Here is a 21,003-nt window from a genome sequence, read left to right on the forward strand (position 1 = left end):
CAACCGCCCTTCGGGCCCGGCGGAACAGTTGACTGGGATAATACGACGAAGAAATGAGATCGTGACGGGTCAATCTTCGAGATCGAGACGCTATCGATCTACTTCCCCCGGCTGCGGGAAATCCACGGTGGCACTCGACGTCATGCTCGACCTTGGCCTGCACGGGCGCGTCGCCGGCGAGACGATCTAGTTCAAGAGGCGCGACCTTGCTGAGAGGAGCGCGCAGGAGTCGCGTGCCATTCGTAGTTCGGAGATTGCCATGATCTACCATGAGTTGATGGCAAGGTTGAACGCAGCACCTGCGGTCAGCCATGAACCGGTCTCCGGGCTGCCCTTTCCCGATGCGCTGGCGTTGGAAACCCGCCCGAACTTAACATTGTGCGGCCGCCAGACCGCAACAGAGTTTCAGGTTGAGGTCAGAACGGTCTCCAGCTGCCCTACGGAGTCGCCTTGAACGCAACATGCGATGCGTGATAGCTCAAGTTGCCTCTGAAACGCTTTCGTCCAACGCATCCGTGCCGGCCTCCCGGGCCGCGCGTCGCGCTTGCGAATACACCCGTTTGATTGCCTCGATAACCGCCATCTCGGACAGCATCTGGTCGATATCTTCGTCCCGAAGGCTCTCCTTCAACCCGGCCAGCCAACGGGTTTCGGCGTCCAGGCTCTGGGCTATCGTGAGATCGATGATCGGCTTCATCTCGCCAACGGCCGCGCCGCGGCCCGATTCCGGTGCGCTCAGCGCTTCTTCCAAATCCGACAGGGCGGTGGAGACATTGCCAGCCAGCGCCCTGCCCCGCCCGGCGGTGGCTCCGGACATGGACCAGGTGCGGACGCGCCGCGCCGCAGGCAGAAGATCCCCCTCGATGATCTCGGCAATGCGGAACAGGTTATGGGACACGGCCACCTGGTGGCCAAGCCGCGCGCTTTCCTCATGCGACAGGTCCTTGCGGCCGAGATGGGCCAGATAGTTGATCTGCGCCCGATGAAGCCCGCGCAGATCGACCAGTGCCGGGTGCACTGCCTCGTAGGGATCCCCGCTGCCATTGACGATACCATCAATCGTTCGGTTGAAACTTTCCCGTGCGATACCGGCCATCCGTGCCAATTCCTGCCGCCCTGCGTGCAAGGCCATGCGGGGCGTGTCCAGAAGCTGCGAATCGAGGAATTTCGGCTTGGGCACGACGCTTTCCGGCTCCGGCCGATCCGGAACGAGCAGGTTGGCCAGCCAGATCAGGATATTGCCGAAAGGCAGAAAGATCATCGCATTGGCAAGATTGAAAATCGTATGCGCGTTTGCGATCTGGCGCGGGACATTCGCGGCCGCATAGGCGGCCTGCCCATTTTCGGCAAGCCCTCGAACCAGGTCCGCAAGCTGGGGAATGAAAGGCAGCCAGATCAGAACGCCGCCGATATTGAAAAGCACGTGAATGGCTGCGGTGCGCAAGGCGATCCGACTCTTGCCCGCGGAGGCCAGAACCGCCGTGACGCAGGTTCCGATATTCGCACCAAAGATCAGTGCGATGCCCGCCTCAAGGCTGATCAGCCCCCCACTTGCAATGGCGATGACGATGCCGGCCGTGGCCGCGGAAGATTGAACCAGCGCCGTGAAGGTTCCCGCGACGAGAATGGCGGGCAGAGGGCTCTCCATCGTGGCCATCCATTCCATGAAGGGCGGATAGTCCCGCAGGGGCGCCATGCCGTCACTCATCAGCCGCATACCGAAAAAGATCAGCCCAAGCCCCATGACGATATTGCCAAACTGCTTTGGAACATCCCGCCCCGTGATCACGGTCGCGGCAAACCCCGCCGCGATCATGACAAGCGCGGTTTGCTCGACCTTGAAGGCAACGATCTGCGCCGTCATGGTCGAGCCGACATTGGCGCCGATGATCACGCCAACAGACTGGCTCACGCTCATCAGCCCTGCCGTAACAAAACCGACAACAAGCACCGTCGTCACCGAAGAGGACTGGATGATCGCGGTTGTGACGGCTCCTGCAATGGCTGCGGTGACCCGGTTGGCCGTCACGCGCGCCAGCATAGTCTTCATCCTGTCGCCGACCGCGGCCTTGAGCGCGTCCGCCGTCCGGTCCAACCCGAAGAGGAAAAGCGCAAGCCCCCCCAGGAGCCCCTGCGCCATCTGCCAGACCGGCAAATCCGGAGCCATTCCCGCATCCGTCTGGGCATGGAGCGGAAAAGCCCACGTCAGGATTGCAAGGAAAACGGCCGCCTGCTGCATTCATCAATCCCGGATCAAGTCGTGCGGAAACATGCTTCCATCTAATGGAGAAGGAATCCAGTCCCGGCGCCCGTTCTGCAGCGGTAAACGGAGTTCCTCGATGGAGCGCGCGGTAACGATCCTGCGGATCGTGCCGCCGGCGGGGATGTTTCTTGAAAGAGGAAGTCCGAAAATGACCAGGTTCTTCCTCTTTCAAGAAATATCCTGGGGGAGCGCTCTTGAGAGCGCGGGGGCAAAGCCCCCTCCAACCTCCCGGTTCGTCCCGTGGACAGGGAGGAGAGTTCTCACGGCCCCCTGAAAAATGAAAAAGGCGCCCACCATGGGGCGCCCATCTCGTCTCGGCATATTGCCGATCAGGCAGCTTCGGTAATGAACTTCACCGCGTCGCCAAAAGTCTGAATCGTTTCGGCAGCGTCGTCCGGGATCTCGATGCCGAACTCTTCTTCGAAAGCCATTACCAGCTCGACGGTGTCCAGGCTGTCTGCGCCCAGATCGTCGATGAACGACGCGCTTTCGGTCACCTTGTCTTCTTCGACGCTCAGGTGCTCAACAACAATCTTCTTCACGCGATCGGCGATGTCGCTCATTTCTCTTCCTCATGCATTAGGGCGTCACTGCCCGTTCTTGCTCCGTGCCCGCGGGGGGCGCATTACCTTGCCCTGTTCTCAGGGCGCTCATCCCCGTCTGATGCGAGGCTTCTTTCCCGGGCCGGGCACATTTTTGTTGCTCCAAGCCGAAAACTGCGCCGCCTTTAGCATGTTCCCCTGCAAAAGCAAACGCTTTGACCGGACATTGTTTTCGTTGCGTCACACGGGCCGGTCGTTGAAGGCAAGATGGAAAGGCGGGTCCGGCTTCACAAGTGTCGCCGGTACCTTCGTCCCCCCATCCCATGGGGTCCAGGACGAATGCCACAGGTGCGGCGTCCCGGAATACCCCAATCAGAGCATGGCCATACCACCATTGACGTGCAACGTTGCGCCGGTCACGTAGCCCGCTTCCGGGCTGGCAAGATAGAGCACTGCCGCGGCGATCTCGTCTGCCTCGCCCATGCGGGCCGCCGGGATCTTTGCGTTGATCGCGGCCTTCTGCTCATCGGTCAGCTTCTCTGTCATCGCCGTGGCGATGAATCCGGGCGCCACCGCGTTGACGGTGATTCCCCGGCTGGCCACCTCGTAGGCGATGGATTTGGTCATGCCGATCATGCCGGCCTTGGAAGCGGCGTAGTTCGCCTGACCCGGGTTGCCCGTCGCGCCCACGATTGAGGAAATGTTCACGATCCGGCCCCAACGCTTCTTCATCATCGGTCGCATCACGCCACGGCAGAGCCGCATGGTGGAGGTCAGGTTTACTTCCAGCACTTGCGCCCATTCCTCGTCCGACATGCGCATGAAGATCTGGTCGCGGGTGATGCCGGCATTGTTGACCAGGATATCCAGCCCGCCCATCGCCGCGATGGCTTGCTTGGGCAGCGCATCGACAGCCTCCGCATCGCCCAGGTTGCAAGGCAGCACATGGGCGCGCTCGCCCAGTTCTGCTGCCAGCGCCTCAAGCGGCTCGACCCGCGTGCCGGAGAGCCCGACAGTCGCCCCCGCGCCATGCAGCGCCCTGGCGATGGCGCCGCCGATACCGCCAGAGGCTCCCGTTACAAGCGCCGTCTTCCCTGTCAGATCGAACATGTGACCATCTCCTCGCGATTGCGTTCTTATCCGTCAGCAGGAGCCATGCCATGACATCCCCTGCCCCGCAACGTTGATTTGTTTCGAACGACACCAATCGCCCCCGAGACGGCCCTTTCCTGTTGCGGGTCCGGCGTCCCGCCCGTCCAGCCAACCGTCACAGCTTGGTGATCCCGGGCTTCTTCATTGCCCCGCCGCCTGCCGCACCCTAATGTTTCGGCTATGCATTCTGTCGCCCATATCCGCCCTGCCTATAGCCGCGCCGAACGCGTCAGTGATGGCGTCGTTCATGTCGTGGGGGTGGTGTCCGCCCTGATGGCGGTTCCGGTCCTGATCGCGCTGACAATCGCTCTGCGCAACGATATCGCGGCGGTCTGGGGGGCGTCGATCTATGGAACGACCCTGATCATGATGCTGACCTTCTCGGCACTCTACAACATGATCGACAATGCACGCTGGAAGGGCCTGCTGCAGCGGCTCGATCATTCCGGGATCTATTTCAAGATCGCCGGCACCTACACGCCCTTCGTTCTGCTCACCGGCGCACAGGTTCCCGGGCTTCTCGCCGGCCTTTGGGGCTCGGCCGCTCTGGGATCCTGCCTGAAGATTCTCGCCCCCAGCCGGTTTCGCTGGTTCGCCCTGGCGCTGTATCTCGGAATGGGCTGGGCGGCGCTCTGGGCTGGCGGCGCGATGCTCGCGGAGCTGCCGGGATCGGTGCAGCTTCTGATGCTGATCGGCGGCGTAGTCTACACTATTGGAGTGGTGTTTTTCCTCCTGAACCGGATGCCGTTTCACAACACGGTCTGGCATGTTTTCGTGCTCGCGGGCAGCGTGCTGTTCTTCATCGCCGTGGCGGTAAGCATCGCAGAGCTTCCGGCAGGCCTCTAGGCGCTTCTCCCGTCTCGCGAAGGGCTTCTATAGCATCCCCGCAAGAGATGCCGCGTTTATGGGACGGCAACTGGGAGGGCCACTCTCACCCCTTGGAATACATCCGGCGGATCTCGTCCTTGTACTCGTCGATCACCCGCTCGCGGCGCAGTTTCAGGGTGGGCGTGATCAACCGGCGCTCGACGGTCCACTCGTCCAGCGTTGCGTAATAGGCCTTTATCTGCTGCCAGGAGGGAATGTCGCCCGAGGCCTTGCGGATACGGTCTAGGATGAACCTTTCAGCCTCGCGCGCGTTGGGATCATTCTCGTCCAGCCCATGTTTCTTGGCCATCGCGGTCCAGTCGTCACGATTCAGCACCACCAGCGCCGCAAGGAACGGGCGGCCATCGCCGACCACGCAGACCTGCTCGATCAGCGGGTCGCTCTCGATGTTCAGCTCGATCGGGCGCGGGTTGACGTTCTCGCCATTGGACATGACGAGGATATGCTTCAGCCGGCCGGTGATGCGGATGCGGTCATTGACGATCTCGGCCATGTCTCCTGTCCGCAGCCAGCCGTCCTTGTCAAAGGACTCTGCCGTCGCGTCCTCACGCTGCCAGTAGCCAAGCATGCGCGAGGGTGTCTTGATCAGAAGCTCGTTGCGCTCGCCGAGCTTCACCTCGCACCCGGGCAACGGATAGCCGACCGTCCCCGGCACGCAATCTTCCTGCACAGAGGCCGTGGCCACCGGGCCCGCCTCCGACAACCCATAACCCTCGACAAGCGGCAAGCCGAGCCCCAGCAGGGCCTGTCCGATCTCTTCGGGCAGGTTGGCCCCTCCCGCAACGGCGACACGCATGCGCCCGCCGAATGCCGCCTGGACCTTTTTGGCCACCAGCCGGTCCAGCAGCGGCCAGATCAGCCGTTCCACAAAGCTTGGCCCCGGCCCATGGCCGGCACGCGCGGCGTGGCGCGCGTAGCCGATCCGCGCGGTCATGTCGAAGAGCCGCTGCTTGAGTTTGCTGGTGGAGGCACTGCGCCGCGCGCCGTTAAAGATCGTCTCGTAGAAACGGGGCACGCCCATGATGACCGTGGGGCGCACGGTGGTCATGTCCTGCCGCAGCCGGAGCAAGGATTGCGGGTAGGCATTGCATGCCCCTGACATCACCGCCAGCACATAGCCCAGCGTGCGCTCGAAAGCATGCGCAAGCGGCAGGATCGACAGGAAGACATCGCCCTCCAGCGGCGAAACGACTGCGGCGGTCGCCTCGGCATTTGCCAGAATCGCCCGGTGGGACAGCATCACCCCCTTCGGGGTGCCCGTCGTGCCGGAAGTATAGATCAGCGTTGCCGGGGCGAGCGGATCATTGGCGGGCTCGGGAAGGTCCTGCGGCGCGGGCGGCAGAATCGCTTCGAGATGATCGACGTTCTCTTCCTCGCCGTAGACGAAGTCCGCCGTCACGTCCTGCAGCCAGACACGCTCGATGAAGGAATGATCCGACAACGATCCTTCGAGCTCCCGCCACCGCCGGTCGGTATCGATCAGGACGATCCGGGGCCGCGAATCCGCCAGCATGAAGGCGCCGTTGGAGATCGCGTCATTTGTGTAGAGCGGCACCACCGTGAGGCCACAGCGTGCCGCCGCCATGTCGTAGCAGACCCAGTCCACGCAGTTCTGCAGCAGGATCCCGACCCGGTCGCCCGGACGCATCCCCGCCGCGATGAAGGCAGCCGCGAAACGGTCCGTCCGCTCCAGCACCTGCGGCCAGGTGAACTTTCGCCATTTGCCGGTCTTGCGATCGTATTGCCGATAGGCCGTGAGCTTCGGCGATATACGCGTGCGTTCCCGCAGGAGTTGGTAGAGCGTGTTGACCTTCTCGGCGGGTATATTGTTCTTGCGCATGTGTCCTCCTGATGGGGGCGACCCCGGCCAAAACCTTACCTAAGGTTAAGGTATCATGGCAATGTCCGCGCCTGATAGACGCCGCCGTTGCGGTCGGCAACCGGCGGTTTCGCCTCAGCTATGTGTTCAGGCGAGTTTCTGGAAAGGGTACTGGCAGAAGAGCAGGATTTCGCCCGGATCTGGAACCCGGAGCACCTTTGGAGGACGGATAGAGGGGGCTTTGCCCCCCGCGCTCTTGCGCGCGCTCCCCCCAGGATATTTTGCGAAAGATGATGAAAATGGACCTTCTCGAATTTTCCACCTCGCGTCTACTCGGCGCGGGCAAGGGAATTTTCGGAAGAAGGCCATTCAAAACGGAAAAACGCCGGCATATCCTGCCAGCGTTTTTTCTGCTTAGACGCTTTCTAGCGGCCTGCCGGAACCGGAGCGGACAATCAACCCTCAAGGCACCTTGGCCACGCTTTCGGCAATCAGGCCTGAGCGTTGGTTGCCACACGGCCGCCGAACAGCGCGGACGGGGTTTTTAAGATACGGGCAACGAGGGAGGCCACCGAAGATCCGATCGCGCGGGCAACCTTGGCTTGCTCCGAACGAATTTCGAATTCGACGTTGCGCCAATCGACCCGGACTTCTTCGATTTCTTGATGTGCGATGCACATTTCAAGCTCCCTTCGTGTAATTCGTTTTCTGAGCTTCAAGATAACCGTTAGCGCCAACATTTCTACCAACACCTCTGCATTGCGGCATTGCAGCATTTGCAACCTTCGATTTTTTTCCTTTTCTGTCAGCTCCCTGACAAGGCATTAATCCCTGATGCTCTTCGTGGGCTCCTAAAGGGTCGATCCACGCCATGCCGAATGGAAAAAGGCCACGACCTGTGCGGTCGCAGCCATCCGAGTTGAGGAATAATCGTCAAGACGGCCAGGTCAGACGGACCCGCCGGAACATCGGGATGGCCGGGCCGAGAGGAAAGCCCCGGCGAAAAGGTCAATCGTCGGGCTGGCGCGCACTGGACACCTGATCCGGGTCGCCGCGCAACAGCCCGATGTCATTCAGTTCGTGATCCGTCAGTTTGCCCAAGACATCGCGGGTCGCACATTCCTCGCGCCAGGCCATCAGGCTACTGACAAGCTGTGTAACCATCCGGCCAAGACGCTTGCTCGTGGCGGTTTGCGACATGTCATAAAAGGCCATGATACCCTCCGGTTGATTTGCACAAAATTTGGGCGAAATAAAAACGCCCGATCATTTGCAGCTAGAGGACGAAAAAAACGCCGCACAACTGCCAAAACATCATGCCTCCCATGCGTAAAAATCATAACTGACCCAAGAAAATAAGGGGAAAACCGGTCTATTCCATTTACGACATCAGAGAATGTCGTATTTGATCCATAGGTGACGCATTCAATTGCGGGACCGTCGAAAACGGACATCGACGCGAGCAACCCTCCCTTGGGCGAACGGCCTTTCCTCTGGTCGATGTTCACTTTTCGTGCTAACCGATACGAAAGGCAAAACAATAACAGAGGCAGGATTGCAACAGCCATGCGTGTCATCGGCATCGACCCGGGACTCAGAAATCTCGGCTGGGGCGTGATCGAACAACAGGGATCGCGACTCACTCACATCGCAAATGGACTGTGCACCTCCGCGGGGAAGGACCTCGGCGCGCGCTTGCTCTCACTTTACGAACAGCTCACCGATGTCTTCCACAGCTATGCGCCCGAGGCAGCCGCCGTCGAACAGACCTTCGTCAACCGCGACGGCGCCGGAACCCTGAAGCTGGGCCAGGCCCGCGGCATCGCCATGCTGGTACCGGCGCAGGCCGGGCTGGACATCGGTGAATATGCCCCAAATGCGGTGAAAAAGGCGATTGTCGGCGTGGGACATGCCGAGAAGCACCAGATCGCCCACATGATCGGCATCCATTTTCCCGGCGTGAAGCTGGCTGGTCCCGACGCCGCCGATGCGCTCGCCATCGCCGTCACCCATGCCCATCACCTGCAATCGAGCTCTCGGCTGTCGCAAGCCATCGCGAGGGCCTCATGATCGGGCGGCTGGCCGGGCGGATCGACTATCGCGGCCCCGACCACGTGCTGCTCGATGTGAACGGTGTGGGTTATATTGTATACGTCTCTGAACGCACGCTCATGGAATTGCCGGCAACCGGAGAGTTTGCCGCTCTCTACACGGATCTGGTCGTGCGCGAGGACCTGCTGCAGCTCTATGGCTTCCCCTCGCTTCAGGAAAAGGAATGGCACCGCCTCCTGACCTCCGTGCAGGGGATCGGCGCCAAGGCCTCCATGGCGATCCTCGGCGCGCTCGGCCCGGATGGAACCGCGCGAGCCATTACCCTCGGCGACTGGTCGGCCATCCGCGCAGCCCCCGGTGTCGGCCCGAAACTTGCCCAACGTGTCGTCAACGAACTCAAGGACAAGGCACCGACGATCATGGCGATGGCCGGCAGCCTCGACCAGGTCATCGAGCCGAAGCCGATAAACGCCCTGGCAACGGCGCAATCCGGTGCCGAAACCAGGCAGAAACCGACAGCCAGCCCCCGCGCAGCCGCCCAGTCCGAGGCACTCTCCGCACTCACCAATCTCGGCTACCAACAGGGCGAAGCCGCCGCCGCCGTGGCACGGATTCTCACCGACGACCCGGAGGCCGACACATCCGCCCTGATCCACGCCGCCCTGAAATCACTGGCGCCCAAGGGCTGAAAATGCATCCTCTTTCCCAAAATATCCTCGGGGGGAGCGTCGCAAGGCGCGGGGGGCAGACAGCCCCCCCCTGCAACCTCAGCCAGCGCGCCACCGGAGCCGATGAATGACCGACCCAGACCCGCTCCTGCGCCCGGATCCCCAGCCCGGCGAGCAACAGGGCGAAGACCGCGCCCTGCGCCCGCAACAGCTCTCCGACTTCATCGGCCAGGCCGAGGCCCGCGCCAACCTGCGCGTCTTCGTCGAAAGCGCCCGCCGCCGGGGCGAAGCGATGGACCACACGCTGTTTCACGGCCCACCCGGCCTCGGCAAGACAACGCTCGCCAATATCATCTCCCGCGAACTCGGCGTGAATTTCCGTATGACTTCCGGCCCCGTGCTCGCGCGCCCCGGCGATCTCGCCGCGATCCTGACCAATCTCGAAGCCCGTGACGTGTTGTTCATCGACGAGATTCACCGCCTCAACCCGGTGGTCGAGGAAGTGCTCTATCCCGCGATGGAGGACTTCGAATTGGATCTCGTCATCGGCGAGGGTCCCGCCGCGCGCACCGTCCGCATCGAACTGCAACCCTTCACGTTGATCGGCGCCACGACCCGCCTCGGACTGCTGACAACCCCGCTGAGGGACCGCTTCGGCATCCCGACGCGACTGCAATTCTACACGATCGACGAGTTGCACGAGATCGTCACCCGAAATGCCCGCCTTCTGGGCATTCCGGCCGAAGCCGAGGGCGCACGCGAGATCGCCTCCCGCGCCCGCGGCACCCCACGGATTGCCGGCCGGCTCCTGCGCCGGGTGGTCGACTTCGCTCTTGTCGAAGGAGATGGCCACCTGTCGCGCGCGCTTGCCGACAGCGCGCTGACACGCCTGGGCGTGGACACTCTCGGCCTGGACAGCGCGGACCGGCGCTATCTTCGCCTGATAGCCGAGAACTACGGCGGCGGACCGGTTGGGGTCGAGACGATGTCGGCAGCGCTCAGCGAAAGCCGTGACGCACTCGAGGAAGTCATCGAGCCCTACCTGCTGCAGCAAGGGCTTATCCAGCGCACACCGCGTGGCAGGATGCTGGCGCAAAAGGCCTGGCGCCATCTCGGGCTGGAAATTCCGCAACAACCGGATTCTCCGAAACCGGGACAAGGAAAACTGTTCGAATAGACGCACAGGATCGGACCGGCGCAGCATTACGGCCCCGGCAGCCCTCAGGGCGCGCGCTTCGCGCGCGGGAACGATCCTGCGGATCGTGCATACGGCGGGGATATTTGTTGTCAGAAGAAACCCGAGAGAATTCGCGGCCTTCTTCTGACCGAAAATATCCTGGGGGGAGCGCTCGCGAGAGCGCGGGGGGCGAAGCCCCCTTTTGACGCCTCGGCCCGCTCAAATAGGTCCGGAATTTTCACAGGGCTTGAGACCGAACCGGCCTATCCGCCGATTATCGGGGCAATCATTTTGGCGATCGTCGCGGTGAACGGGTCGATTGCCATGATGAAGGCACCGATTTTTTCGACGGTGTCGCCCTGGTGGAGCACCGAGAGCTTCTGCGTATAAGCTTCTGCGCCGATAGCGGCCAGCAGGCCTCCCTTGAACAGCATGATCACGAAGACGAACACGACTGCCGGGCGCAGAAGCGGGCGCCGTTGGTGACGCAAGCGCAGTTTCGTGTAATAGGACTGGCCAAGCGTTCCGGTGGCCTCAAAGCCGCCACCACGCCTCTGAATCTTCTCGATACGGCGCAAACGCCCAGAAAAATCATTCATCTGTGGATTGCTCATCGCGTAATCCCAAAGCTGTAATGCCCCCGTTAGCGAACACAGTAGGGCAGAATTACGGCGTGAATACGGCCCAGACTTAGGATTTTCTAAGACAAAGTGTTGTCCACTCCCCGATTTCCTCTCGGTCGTGCACAATCATCCCCTGGTCGGCATAGGCAGCAACGACATCGTCGGCCTGTTCGTTGAGCAAACCGCTGAGAATCGCGAAGCCTTCGGGTTTAAGAGCCTCGGAAATGGCAGGGGCGAGGGCGATGAGCGGTGCCTTGAGGATATTGGCGAAGATGAGGCCAAAAGGTGCAGCCGCGGCAAGGGCGGGATGATCAAAGCCGGTGGCCTCGATGCAGTGCAACCGGTCAACCAGCCCGTTCGCCTTGCCATTCGCCCGTGCCACCTCCACGGCGACGGGGTCGATATCGGAGGCCAGCACCGTTCCCGGCCAGATCCGGGCTGCGGCCATGGCCAGAACGGCGGTGCCGCAGCCGATATCGGCCACGGGAAGCGGTGCGTGGCCGGCGGTGACGAGCCGGTCCAGCGCCTTGAGGCAGCCCAGCGTGGTGCCGTGATGGCCGGTTCCGAAGGCCATCGCGGCCTCGATCAGAAGCGGCTCGACATCGTCGGGAATGGTTTCGGCATCGTGGCTGCCATAGAGATAGAAGCGCCCCGCGCGGACGGGGGCAAGCTCGCGCTTGACCTTGGCCACCCAGTCGGTTTCGGGCAGTTCGGAGATAGCAAAATCCCTTGCGCCATGGGCGGCTGCCAACAGCGCCAGGGCGACCTCGTCGGGCTGCTCGACGAAATAGCCGCCCACTTCCAAAAGACCGGATCCATCCTCGATCTCGAAGACGCCGACGCCGGTGGGCTCGGGAGAGAGGTTTTCAATCGCTTCGGCAAGGGCCTCGGCCCTGACCTTACCGGCAAGGGTCGTCAGGGCGGTGAAGGTGGGCATGTCGTGCTCCTCGTTGTGCCGGTCGCGCGTGGAAAGCGGCGGATGCCTCCGGCGGGGATATTTCTCGAAAGGTGAATTGGAGAGGCGCTAGGGCCTCGTGCGGGCCTGGTCAAGGGTTTCGAGGATGTCGTGGACAAGTATCGAAACGGGCCGACCGGAATCGAGGCTCATGATCGGACAGTCGAGCGTATCGGCCCAGGCAAGATGGCGGGCGCGGTTGCGACCGGGCAGCAGCCCATCGTCATAGGCGGCGGCCCAGGAGAGGAAGGCTTCCATCTCGGGCATTTGCGCCGGATCCTGAAGGCGCCAGCTCTCGCGCGCCCGCAGGCGGCGCAGACGGGTTTCGGTTTGCAATGTCAGGAATACGGCGAAGGTGAACCGGTAGTCGATACCTTCGCTCCAGCTGTCGAGCGAGCCCGACAGCACCCAATCACGACGCGGCAGGAAGACCTGCTCCATAAGGTCACGGCGTTCCGGGACGGGGCGTTTTTCCTGGAATGGCGGGTCGGTCGGATACCAGAAGAAGTCATCTGTATCGAAGTGCTGGCTCTCCAGGGCAGAGGCAAGTGCGCGACCGAGGGTTGTGGTCCCCGCCCCGCTGGCGCCAAAGATGTGGATGCGATTACCCGCCATCGCCTCTCCGATAAGATCAGATAACGGGAGAAACTCCCGTTCCGACCGGACAAGCGACCCCTGTCCCACCGATTCCACAATAGCCGCCCGGGTTCTTCGCCAAGTATTGCTGGTGGTAGTCCTCGGCGAAGTAGAACGGGCCGGCAGCAGCGATCTCGGTGGTGACCTGTCCACGCCCGGCAAGTGTTAACGCTTTCTGATAGCGTGATCGGCTCGCCCGCGCCAGTTCCAGATGTGCAGGCCGACTTGCATAAATCGCAGAGCGGTATTGCGTGCCTACATCCCCTCCCTGGCGCATGCCCTGCGTCGGGTCATGGCTTTCCCAGAAGCAACGGAGCAGGTCATCGAAGGAAATCACCGCCGGATCGAAGACGACACGGACCACTTCCGCGTGGCCGGTCCTGGCCGTGCAGGTCTCCTCGTAGGTGGGGTTGGGCGTGGTGCCGCCGGAATAGCCGACCATGGTGAGCCAGACCCCCGGCAATTGCCACAGCAGCCGTTCGGCGCCCCAGAAGCAGCCCATGCCCAGCATCACCGCGTCCATCCCCTCGGGGATATCGAGCGTGAGCGGACGGTCGAAGACATGGTGGCTCGGGGCGGTCGGGATCGGTTCCGGGCGCCCTGGGAGCGCGTCTTCGGGGCGGACCATTTCCATCTTGGCGGCTTTCGTCAGCAACATCGTTCTCTCCCATGGCGCTGTCGCGGGTATCGCATCGAATATGGGGCCGGCTGGCACGCGGGTCCAGCGTGGGCTCTACTGCCTGATACGGTTGTGATGGCTTATTCGGCCGGAGCGGCCTTTCTGCGGTAGCGGGCAAATACGGTTTCATTGCCGGGCTCGGGGTTGCGCGGGATCAGCAGGGACAGGCCAAGCGAGGTGCACGCCATGCCCGCCGCGAGGAAAAAGACAGATTGCGGTAACTCCAGCCACAGGTAGCCGAGTGTGGCCGGCAGGAAGACCGCCGCGATATGGTTGATCGTGAAGGCCACGGCGGCCGTTGGCGCCATGTCCGCCGGATCGCCGATCTTCTGGAAATAGGTCTTCAGCGCCAACGCGAGACCGAAGAAGATATGATCCAGCACGTAGAGCGTGGCCGCGAGCACCACCCCCCAGCCAAAGGCATAGAGCCCGCCATAGGCGGCGAAGATAAGCGCCAGGCCGGTATATTCGAAGATCAACGCGCGGCGCTCGCCAAAACGGGAGACCGCCCAGCCAAACACGGGCGCACAAACCATGTTGGCCACCAGCGTCAGCAGGAACAGCGAGGTGATCTCGTGCACCTGGAAGCCGAACCGCTCGACCATCATGAAGCCGGCAAAAACGACGAAGATCTGCCGTCGCGCGCCTGCCATGAATTGCAACGCGTAATAGAGCCAGTAGCGGCGACGAAGGACGAATTTCTTCACCTGCGGCGTGGGCGATTCGAATTGCGGGTAGAGCATCAGGCAGAGGATGGCGACCACGGCTGTCGTCAGGCCGGCAGTCATGTAGACGGTGTTGTAGTCGAGATCGAAGGCCTTCCAGGTCGTGACGATCAGCCCGTAGGCCACCAGCGTTGCCGCCGACCCGGTTGCCAGCATCCAGCCCAGCACCTTGGGCGCGCGCTCCTTGGAAATCCATTGCAGCTGAAGCGACTGGTTGACGGTCTCATAATAGTGAAAGCCGATCGAACTGAGCATGGTGATGGTCAGGATTCCGCCGAGGCTCGGAAACCACGCTGTCAGCGCCGTGGCCACGCCCAGTAACAGCAACGAGACAATGCCCAGCACCTGTTCACGGACGATCCGGATCAGGGCAATGACGGCAATGGCCAGGAAACCCGGGATTTCGCGCACTGTATGCAGCCAGCCGATATCGGAGCCGTCGAAATCGGCGACTTCTATGACGAAATTGTTCAGCAGCGCCGACCAAGTGGAAAAGGCTATCGGCATGGCCGCCGCCATGACGAAAAGCAATGTTACGGGTCGGCGCCAGAATGGCATCTCCCGTGCCTGAGTCAGCGAAATGGTTTGCATATTCCGCGCATAGACCCGCGCGCGCGATTTGAAAAGCAAAATGGGCGTGCATCCGCGCAGGTGCCCCCTGCTTCGATTGCGGACTGATCTGAATCAAGGCACCGGGATTGCCCCTGCGGCATATCTCATGGCAATTTTTGAATGTAACGTGCGCGCGAGGGGACAAGATGGACATTCTGGCAATAGTCGAACGGATCGGCGAGGCACCGACCGCCGCGCTGTTCGGGCTGATCACGGGGATGATCTTCGGGATCGCGGCGCAACGGTCGAATTTCTGCCTGCGCGCGGCGACGGTGGAGTTTGCCCGAGGCCAGATCGGGCCGCGCATGTCGATCTGGCTGCTGACCTTCTCCACCGCGATGGTCTGGGTGCAGGGCGCGCAGATGCTGGGCCTGATGCGGGCCGAGGACGCCCGGATGATGGCGGTGCCGGGCACATGGTCCGGCGCGATCATTGGCGGGCTCCTGTTCGGCATGGGCATGGTACTGGCGCGCGGATGTTCAGGCCGGTTGCTGGTGTTGGCGGCGACAGGCAACCTGCGCTCGCTCGTTTCCGGGCTTGTCTTTGCCGTCGTCGCCCAGATGACGCTGGGTGGCTGGCTTGTGCCGGTCCGCGAAGCGATCTCCGGGCTCTGGATCACGTCGGGCGGCACCAATGTCGACGCGTTGGCCGCACTGCACCTGCCGCAAGCGACCGGTCTTGTTCTCGGTCTGGTGCTGGCCGTGCTGGCAATCTACCTGTCGAAGAAGAACGAGCTGGGCCCCCGCAAGCTCTTCATGGCATCAGGTGTCGGGTTCGCCGTGGCCGTCGGCTGGGTGCTGACCTTCGGCCTCAGCCAAGTCGCCTTCGAACCAGTGCAGATCGAGAGCGCCACCTTCACCGGACCCTCGGCTCATACGTTGATGTTCTTCCTGGTGCCCGACACGGTGCTGGAGTTCGACATTGGCCTGGTGCCGGGCGTCTTCCTCGGCGCCTTCCTCGCGGCCGCCTGGGGAGGCGAGTTGAAGGCGCAGGGCTTCGAGGGTGCTGGCAACATGCAGCGCGCCATGATCGGCGCTGCCGCCATGGGCTTCGGAGGCATGCTCGCCGGAGGCTGCGCCATTGGCGCGGGGGTGACGGGCACATCTATTTTCGTGGGCACGGCCTGGGTCGCATTGACCTGCATGTGGATCGGCGCCGTAGCGACGGATTACCTGGTGGACCAGAAAGGCGGTGCAGCAGTCACTGTGTAAAGCGACGTCAGGACCGGTACACGAACTGAAGCGCTCAATCGTTCAGGGACCTTCGCGCCGATAGCGAAGAGTTGGAGGCGCCGCCCCCAAACCCCCGGGATACTTCAGAAAAGAGGAAGACCTGGCCTTTTCAAGACTTCCTCTTTCTTCAAATATCCCCGCCGGAGGCACGATCCGGAGGATCGTTTCCGCACGCGCACTTGGCGTACATGTGCGTTCCGAATTTCGAAAAAGCGGCGTAAACGGCTTGGTTCGCCTGAGCGGGCGGCTCACCTTCGCCGCAACGCTTCGGCTGCATCCCGGGCAATGGCCTCGGCCTCCCGTCCGGCCTGCTTCAACTGCCCATTGGCCGAGACAATATAGGAACAGAAGTAAAGTCCTCGTTCCGCAGTACGCTGCCCGCTCAGGCGTGGTCGCCCCGCGGCGTCAAGAACGCCCGGCAAGCCGGGCAGCAGCGACCGCAGATCGTGCTGGTAACCCGTTGCCAGAACCACCGCGTCGAACTCGACACCCACCCCGTCAACGAAACGCGCGACCTGCCCCTCGAATCGCTCCAGGCCGGGGCGCAGGACCAGCTTTCCTTCCCGGATGGCCGCCAGCGCGCCTGTATCGATCATCGGAATGCGCCCATCTTCGATCACCCGTGCCGCCGGTCCCTTGGCATGCGCCATCAAGCCATAATCCTCCGGCCGCCCGACGGCCGCCCGGAGAAGGGGCGCAACCAGTCGATCCGCCCAGCGATACGGCAACAGTCGCGTCAGAAGCTCAAAGGACGTGATCGGCACCCCCAGCAGCTCCTTGGGCAGTATATTCACCGGGCTGCGCACCACGATCTGCACATCGCGGCCCGCGGCGATCAGGTCCAGCGCGATATCTGCACCGGAATTGCCGAAACCCACCACCAGGACCCGCTTTCCCGGCAACGCCTCGGGGTTGCGATAGCCGGAGGAATGCACCACCGGCCCAATGAATTCGTCCAGCCCGACGATGACCGGCTGGCGCGGCCTGTCATTGATACCGGTCGCGAAGACCACGACATCCGCCATCCGCTCGCCCATGGACCCGGTAACCCGCCAGCGTTCCCCGGATTTCTCCACGCGGCGAATCTCGGCGCCAAAGACCGGTTCGAGTTCGAAGTAGCGGGCATAGCTTTCCAGATAGTCCACGACCTGCGCGCGCGTCGGATACCGCGGAAAGGTTCGTGGCATGGCAAGGCCCGGCAGGCCGGAGCGTCCGCGCGACGTATGCAGGCGCAGGGACTCGTAGTGCCCACGCCAACGCGCGCCGACCTGCTGCGCGCGGTCGAGCAATTCGACATCGAATCCCTGCCGTTTCAGACAGGCACCGCAGGCAAGCCCAGCCGGCCCCGCCCCGATCACGATCGCGTCCATCGACATCCTCCCCACCGCACCATCCCTGCCCGTTCGGCGCATGGCAAGCATCGCAACCCGGCGCAACGAAGCGTTTCCTGAATATGTGGCCGAACGGCTACCAGAAGCTCTGCGGATCGATATCCACGCTCAGTCTCAGGTTGTTCGGCACCCGTAACTGCGCAATCCAACGGCTCAGGGCCCCCTGAAGCGCAACGCCCTTGGCCGCCTTGACCAGCAGCCGCACCCGGTGCCGCCCCCGCACCCGCGCGATTGGTGCCGGCGCGGGGCCGAAAACCTGCGCGCCCACCTCGCGCAGCGGGCCGTCGCGGCGGGCAAGTTCATTGCCGAAATCGAACACCTCGGCCACCTCCGGCGAGGACAGGATGATCCCGGCCAGCCGCCCATAGGGCGGCATGCCGACCGCGCGGCGCTGTTCGGCCTCGGCCCGCCAGAAGCCTTCCTCGTCGCCCGACAGGATCGCCCTTATCACCGGGTGATCCGGCTGATGGCTCTGAAGAAGGGCCACGCCCTGCCGATCCGCCGTCCGCCCTGCCCGCCCGGCGACCTGCCGCACGAGTTGGAATGTCCGTTCGGCCGCCCTGAGGTCGGTCCCCTGCAGGCCCAGATCGGCATCGATCACACCGACCAGCGTCAACAGCGGGAAGTTGTGGCCCTTCGCCACCAGCTGCGTGCCGATGACGATATCCGCCCCGCCGCGCGCGATCTCCTCGATCTTTTCCTTCAGCGCGCGGGCCGAGCCAAACAGGTCCGAGGAAAGCACCGCCACCCGTGCTTCGGGGAAAAGGCCTACCACTTCCTCGGCGAGACGTTCCACGCCCGGCCCCACCGGCGCCAGCCGCCCCTCGACCTCGCATTTCGGGCAGACCTCCGGCATCGGCTTGGTCTCGCCGCATTGATGGCAGACCAGCCGCTTCTGGAACCGGTGCTCCACCATCCGCGCATCGCAGTGATCACAGCCGATCTGGTGTCCGCAGGCCCGACAGACCGTGACCGGTGCGTAGCCACGCCGGTTCAGGAACAAAAGCGACTGCTCGCCCTGCGCGATCCGCGCCTCGACGGCGCGCTGCAACTCGCCCGAGATCCAGCGCCCGGACGGGATCTTCTCCGCGCGCAGGTCGATCGCCCGCATGTCCGGCATCTCCGCCGCGCCGAAGCGCGCGCCAAGCTCCAGCCGGGAATATTTCCCGGCCTCCGCATTGGCCCAGCTCTCCAGCGAGGGCGTGGCCGAGGCCAGCACCACCTGCGCGTCGCAAAGCGAAGCGCGCAGCACCGCCATGTCGCGGGCATTGTAGAAGACGATGTCCTCCTGCTTGTAGGAGCTGTCATGTTCCTCATCGACCACGATCAACCCCAGGTCACGAAACGGCAGGAACAGCGCCGAACGCGCACCGACGACTAGCTCCGCGCCCCCCTCTGCCACCATTTTCCAGCAACGCCGCCGCTCGGTCATCGTCACACCGGAATGCCATTCCGCCGGCCGGGCGCCGAAGCGCCGTTCCACGCGGGACAGGAACTCCCCTGTCAGCGCGATTTCCGGCAACAGAACCAACGCCTGCCGCCCCGCCGCCAGGCATTCCGCCACCGCTTCCAGGTAAACCTCGGTTTTCCCGGAGCCGGTGACGCCCTTCAAAAGAGTGGTGCCGTAGGCGCCGAGCTTTCCGGTGGCGCGCAGCGCCGCCGCCGCCGCCGCCTGAGCTTCGCTCAGCGGCAAGCCCGCGCGCTCATGGTCCAGCCGCGGGTATGGCAGGTCGCGCGGCGTCGCCTCTTCCACCACCACCCCCTGCTTGACCAAGCCCTTGATCACGCTGTTGGTCACGCCTGCCGTCGCCGACAGTTCCGACATGGTGAAGGCCAGCCCGCCGTATTCTTCCAAAGTTGCCAGCACCCGCCGGCGCGCATCGGTCATCCGTTCCGGTTGGCCTTCGCCCCGGCGATAGACCCACCGCATCGAGGGAGCATCCGTCAGTCCCGGCGCGCGCGTCGCCATGCGCAGCATCGTTGGCATCGATGTCAGCGTGTAATCGGCGCAGCGGCTCAGGAATTCCCGCAACTCCGCCTGCATCGGCGGCACATCCAACACCCGGTCGACGCTGCGCACTTTCGCGCGGTCGAAATCGCCCGCGCCCGGCCCCCAGACGACGCCCAGAACCTTGCGCGGCCCCAGCGGCACCTCCACGAAAGCCCCGGTCGGACAACCGCCTTCGGGGGCCGCGTAATCCAGGCACCGATCCAGCGGCTGCGTGGTCAGAACCGCAACCAGATCCCCTTGGGCAAACCAGTCGTTTTCCGTCATCCCGCCCCCCGACGGGACCGGCCCGCCGCCAATTCACATGGGCCGCAGCCCACAGCGCCGATTCCGACCTGTTCGAGGCCGGAAGCGGTGAGATTCTTCGTTGACGCAGCCGATACCGACGCCATCGCCGAACGGAACGGTCCCGGCATGGTCGATGGCGAAACGACCAACCCGGCGATCATCCTGAAATCCGCTCCGGACATCAAGGAACTCACCGGGAAAATCTGCGAGATCGTCGCCGCGCCCCTTTTCGGCGGGAACAACGCTTGCCGCTGTGGAGCGCGTGATCGCGGACGGCCGCGAACCGCGCCAGAACGGCCTATACCAGCTGATCACAAGAAGAATAGCGGGCCGAGCCCCATTTCCCCGCCGTCGCGCTCCAGACCGCCTCCCCCCATGAAAACCATCGCTCTCCCTCCGTGCCAATGTGGCAACCGCGCCACCCGCCGTGATCAAATCCGGTGCAAACCGCGTCCTCATCGACAAGAGGCTGGACGCCAGCATGAACAAATGGGCAAAAACAGATCAAATTTTCCCGTGATCTGTTATAGGATTGCGGGACGACATTGATGTAGCGGGACGAAGATGAACGAAGTGGCGGTAGATCTCGAAGAGCTCAAAGACAAGATCATCGCGCAACCGGATGTGATCCTGGATGACAGGGAGATCATGCGAGCGCTCATTTCGGCCAACGAAAAATCGCTCGGCGGCAATATCATCGACCTGCGCGGCATCGCGATGGAGCGTCTGGAAAGCAGGCTCGACCGGCTCGAAGACACTCACCGCTCCGTCATCGCCGCAGCTTATGACAATCTCGCCGGCACCAACCAGATCCACCGTGCCATCCTGTCCATGCTCGACCCCGTCGCTTTCGAGGATTTCCTCAAGGGGCTTGGGGGCGAGGTGGCGGCGATCCTGCGGGTCGACTGCATCAAGCTGGTGCTGGAGAGCACGGCCAATGCCGAGGGAGAGATTGCCGTGCGCCGGCTGGGAGACGTTCTCAGCGTCGTGCCGCCCGGCTTCATCGACGCCTATCTCACGCAGGGCCGCGAGGGCGTACCTACCCGGCAGGTCACCCTGCGCCAGCTGCGCCCCGAGAGCGAAATCCTCTATGGCGACGCGGCCGACTGGGTCAATTCCGAGGCCCTGCTCAAGCTCGACTTCGGATCGGGCACCCTGCCCGGCATGCTGGCGCTCGGCTCCGAGGACCCGCACCAGTTCCGCCCCAACCAGGCGACGGACCTGCTGGCCTTCTTCGCCGGTGTCTTCGAGCGCCAGATGCGCCGTTGGCTGAGCTGATCCAGATATCCGATA

Annotated in this window: 20 protein-coding genes; 7 read left to right on the top strand and 13 right to left on the bottom strand. The window is 63.0% G+C overall.

The genetic code is table 11. The features are described from left to right. The first annotated feature begins 259 nt into the window (after window positions 1-259). The gene (locus tag BLR85_RS30415) at window positions 260-454 is read left to right on the top strand and encodes a hypothetical protein (protein WP_212635010.1); all 195 of its coding nucleotides are present in this window, start codon (window positions 260-262) and stop codon (window positions 452-454) included. 24 nt (window positions 455-478) lie between these two features. Here the strand turns inward: BLR85_RS30415 and BLR85_RS03590 are convergent, their stop codons facing one another. The 3 genes from BLR85_RS03590 to fabG all read right to left on the bottom strand — a co-directional run bounded on the left by BLR85_RS03590 (window position 479) and on the right by fabG (window position 3,915). Further along, window positions 479-2,167, bottom strand: coding sequence for a Na/Pi cotransporter family protein (locus BLR85_RS03590; RefSeq protein WP_170844445.1), 1,689 nt, complete (start codon window positions 2,165-2,167; stop codon window positions 479-481). 425 nt (window positions 2,168-2,592) lie between these two features. After that, window positions 2,593-2,826, bottom strand: coding sequence for an acyl carrier protein (locus BLR85_RS03595; protein ID WP_068309229.1), 234 nt, complete (start codon window positions 2,824-2,826; stop codon window positions 2,593-2,595). Window positions 2,827-3,177: 351 nt separating this feature from the next. Continuing rightward, window positions 3,178-3,915 (bottom strand): 3-oxoacyl-[acyl-carrier-protein] reductase, encoded by a 738-nt coding sequence (fabG, locus tag BLR85_RS03600; RefSeq protein ID WP_093149653.1) that lies wholly within the window; start codon window positions 3,913-3,915, stop codon window positions 3,178-3,180. Window positions 3,916-4,137: 222 nt separating this feature from the next. Here fabG and trhA point away from each other — a divergent pair, with 222 nt between their 5' ends. Further along, on the top strand, window positions 4,138-4,803 hold the full coding sequence (gene trhA, locus BLR85_RS03605) for a PAQR family membrane homeostasis protein TrhA (protein ID WP_093149657.1): 666 nt from the start codon (window positions 4,138-4,140) through the stop codon (window positions 4,801-4,803). A gap of 85 nt (window positions 4,804-4,888) precedes the next feature. Here trhA and BLR85_RS03610 read toward each other — a convergent pair whose 3' ends face one another. The 3 genes from BLR85_RS03610 to BLR85_RS03620 all read right to left on the bottom strand — a co-directional run bounded on the left by BLR85_RS03610 (window position 4,889) and on the right by BLR85_RS03620 (window position 7,879). Continuing rightward, a complete protein-coding gene (locus BLR85_RS03610; protein ID WP_093149661.1) occupies window positions 4,889-6,685 on the bottom strand; it encodes an AMP-dependent synthetase/ligase in 1,797 nt (598 codons plus the stop codon). A gap of 470 nt (window positions 6,686-7,155) precedes the next feature. Beyond that, on the bottom strand, window positions 7,156-7,440 hold the full coding sequence (locus BLR85_RS03615; protein ID WP_139188295.1) for a hypothetical protein: 285 nt from the start codon (window positions 7,438-7,440) through the stop codon (window positions 7,156-7,158). Between the two features lie 232 nt (window positions 7,441-7,672). Beyond that, window positions 7,673-7,879 carry a DUF1127 domain-containing protein gene (locus BLR85_RS03620; protein ID WP_093149669.1) on the bottom strand — a complete coding sequence of 69 codons (207 nt, stop codon included), beginning with the start codon at window positions 7,877-7,879 and terminating at the stop codon, window positions 7,673-7,675. A gap of 351 nt (window positions 7,880-8,230) precedes the next feature. Here BLR85_RS03620 and ruvC point away from each other — a divergent pair, with 351 nt between their 5' ends. From ruvC to ruvB, 3 genes are all read left to right on the top strand, one after another. Further along, window positions 8,231-8,734, top strand: a complete 504-nt coding sequence (ruvC, locus tag BLR85_RS03625) for a crossover junction endodeoxyribonuclease RuvC (protein ID WP_093149674.1) — start codon at window positions 8,231-8,233, stop codon at window positions 8,732-8,734. Next, on the top strand, window positions 8,731-9,405 hold the full coding sequence (ruvA, locus tag BLR85_RS03630; protein WP_093149680.1) for a Holliday junction branch migration protein RuvA: 675 nt from the start codon (window positions 8,731-8,733) through the stop codon (window positions 9,403-9,405). Before ruvC ends, ruvA begins: the two co-directional genes overlap by 4 nt. A 106-nt stretch (window positions 9,406-9,511) precedes the next feature. Then, window positions 9,512-10,561, top strand: a complete 1,050-nt coding sequence (gene ruvB / locus BLR85_RS03635; protein ID WP_093149685.1) for a Holliday junction branch migration DNA helicase RuvB — start codon at window positions 9,512-9,514, stop codon at window positions 10,559-10,561. 263 nt (window positions 10,562-10,824) lie between these two features. Here the strand turns inward: ruvB and BLR85_RS03640 are convergent, their stop codons facing one another. The 5 genes from BLR85_RS03640 to BLR85_RS03660 all read right to left on the bottom strand — a co-directional run bounded on the left by BLR85_RS03640 (window position 10,825) and on the right by BLR85_RS03660 (window position 14,770). Next, window positions 10,825-11,160 (bottom strand): hypothetical protein, encoded by a 336-nt coding sequence (locus tag BLR85_RS03640; RefSeq protein ID WP_093149689.1) that lies wholly within the window; start codon window positions 11,158-11,160, stop codon window positions 10,825-10,827. A gap of 91 nt (window positions 11,161-11,251) precedes the next feature. Beyond that, window positions 11,252-12,121: a 50S ribosomal protein L11 methyltransferase gene (locus tag BLR85_RS03645; protein WP_093149695.1), complete on the bottom strand. Its 870-nt coding sequence runs from the start codon at window positions 12,119-12,121 to the stop codon at window positions 11,252-11,254. Between the two features lie 87 nt (window positions 12,122-12,208). Beyond that, the gene (locus BLR85_RS03650) at window positions 12,209-12,754 is read right to left on the bottom strand and encodes an AAA family ATPase (RefSeq protein ID WP_093149700.1); all 546 of its coding nucleotides are present in this window, start codon (window positions 12,752-12,754) and stop codon (window positions 12,209-12,211) included. Window positions 12,755-12,770: 16 nt separating this feature from the next. Next, a complete protein-coding gene (gene msrA / locus BLR85_RS03655) occupies window positions 12,771-13,433 on the bottom strand; it encodes a peptide-methionine (S)-S-oxide reductase MsrA (RefSeq protein ID WP_093149704.1) in 663 nt (220 codons plus the stop codon). Between the two features lie 101 nt (window positions 13,434-13,534). Beyond that, complete coding sequence (locus tag BLR85_RS03660; protein WP_093149824.1) at window positions 13,535-14,770, bottom strand: MFS transporter; 1,236 nt, start codon at window positions 14,768-14,770, stop codon at window positions 13,535-13,537. Between the two features lie 167 nt (window positions 14,771-14,937). On the opposite strand from BLR85_RS03660, the gene BLR85_RS03665 reads away from it, so the two are divergent. Then, a complete protein-coding gene (locus BLR85_RS03665) occupies window positions 14,938-16,002 on the top strand; it encodes a YeeE/YedE family protein (RefSeq protein ID WP_093149733.1) in 1,065 nt (354 codons plus the stop codon). Window positions 16,003-16,271: 269 nt separating this feature from the next. Here the strand turns inward: BLR85_RS03665 and BLR85_RS03670 are convergent, their stop codons facing one another. Next, window positions 16,272-17,393: a flavin-containing monooxygenase gene (locus tag BLR85_RS03670; protein ID WP_170844446.1), complete on the bottom strand. Its 1,122-nt coding sequence runs from the start codon at window positions 17,391-17,393 to the stop codon at window positions 16,272-16,274. Between the two features lie 97 nt (window positions 17,394-17,490). Then, on the bottom strand, window positions 17,491-19,689 hold the full coding sequence (locus BLR85_RS03675; protein ID WP_093149740.1) for a primosomal protein N': 2,199 nt from the start codon (window positions 19,687-19,689) through the stop codon (window positions 17,491-17,493). Window positions 19,690-20,274: 585 nt separating this feature from the next. Between BLR85_RS03675 and BLR85_RS03685 the strand changes: the two genes are divergently transcribed. Further along, complete coding sequence (locus BLR85_RS03685) at window positions 20,275-20,988, top strand: DUF484 family protein (protein ID WP_093149748.1); 714 nt, start codon at window positions 20,275-20,277, stop codon at window positions 20,986-20,988. Window positions 20,989-21,003 lie beyond the last annotated feature (15 nt).

This window comes from Aliiruegeria lutimaris (assembly GCF_900099935.1).
Lineage (GTDB): Bacteria > Pseudomonadota > Alphaproteobacteria > Rhodobacterales > Rhodobacteraceae > Tropicimonas > Tropicimonas lutimaris.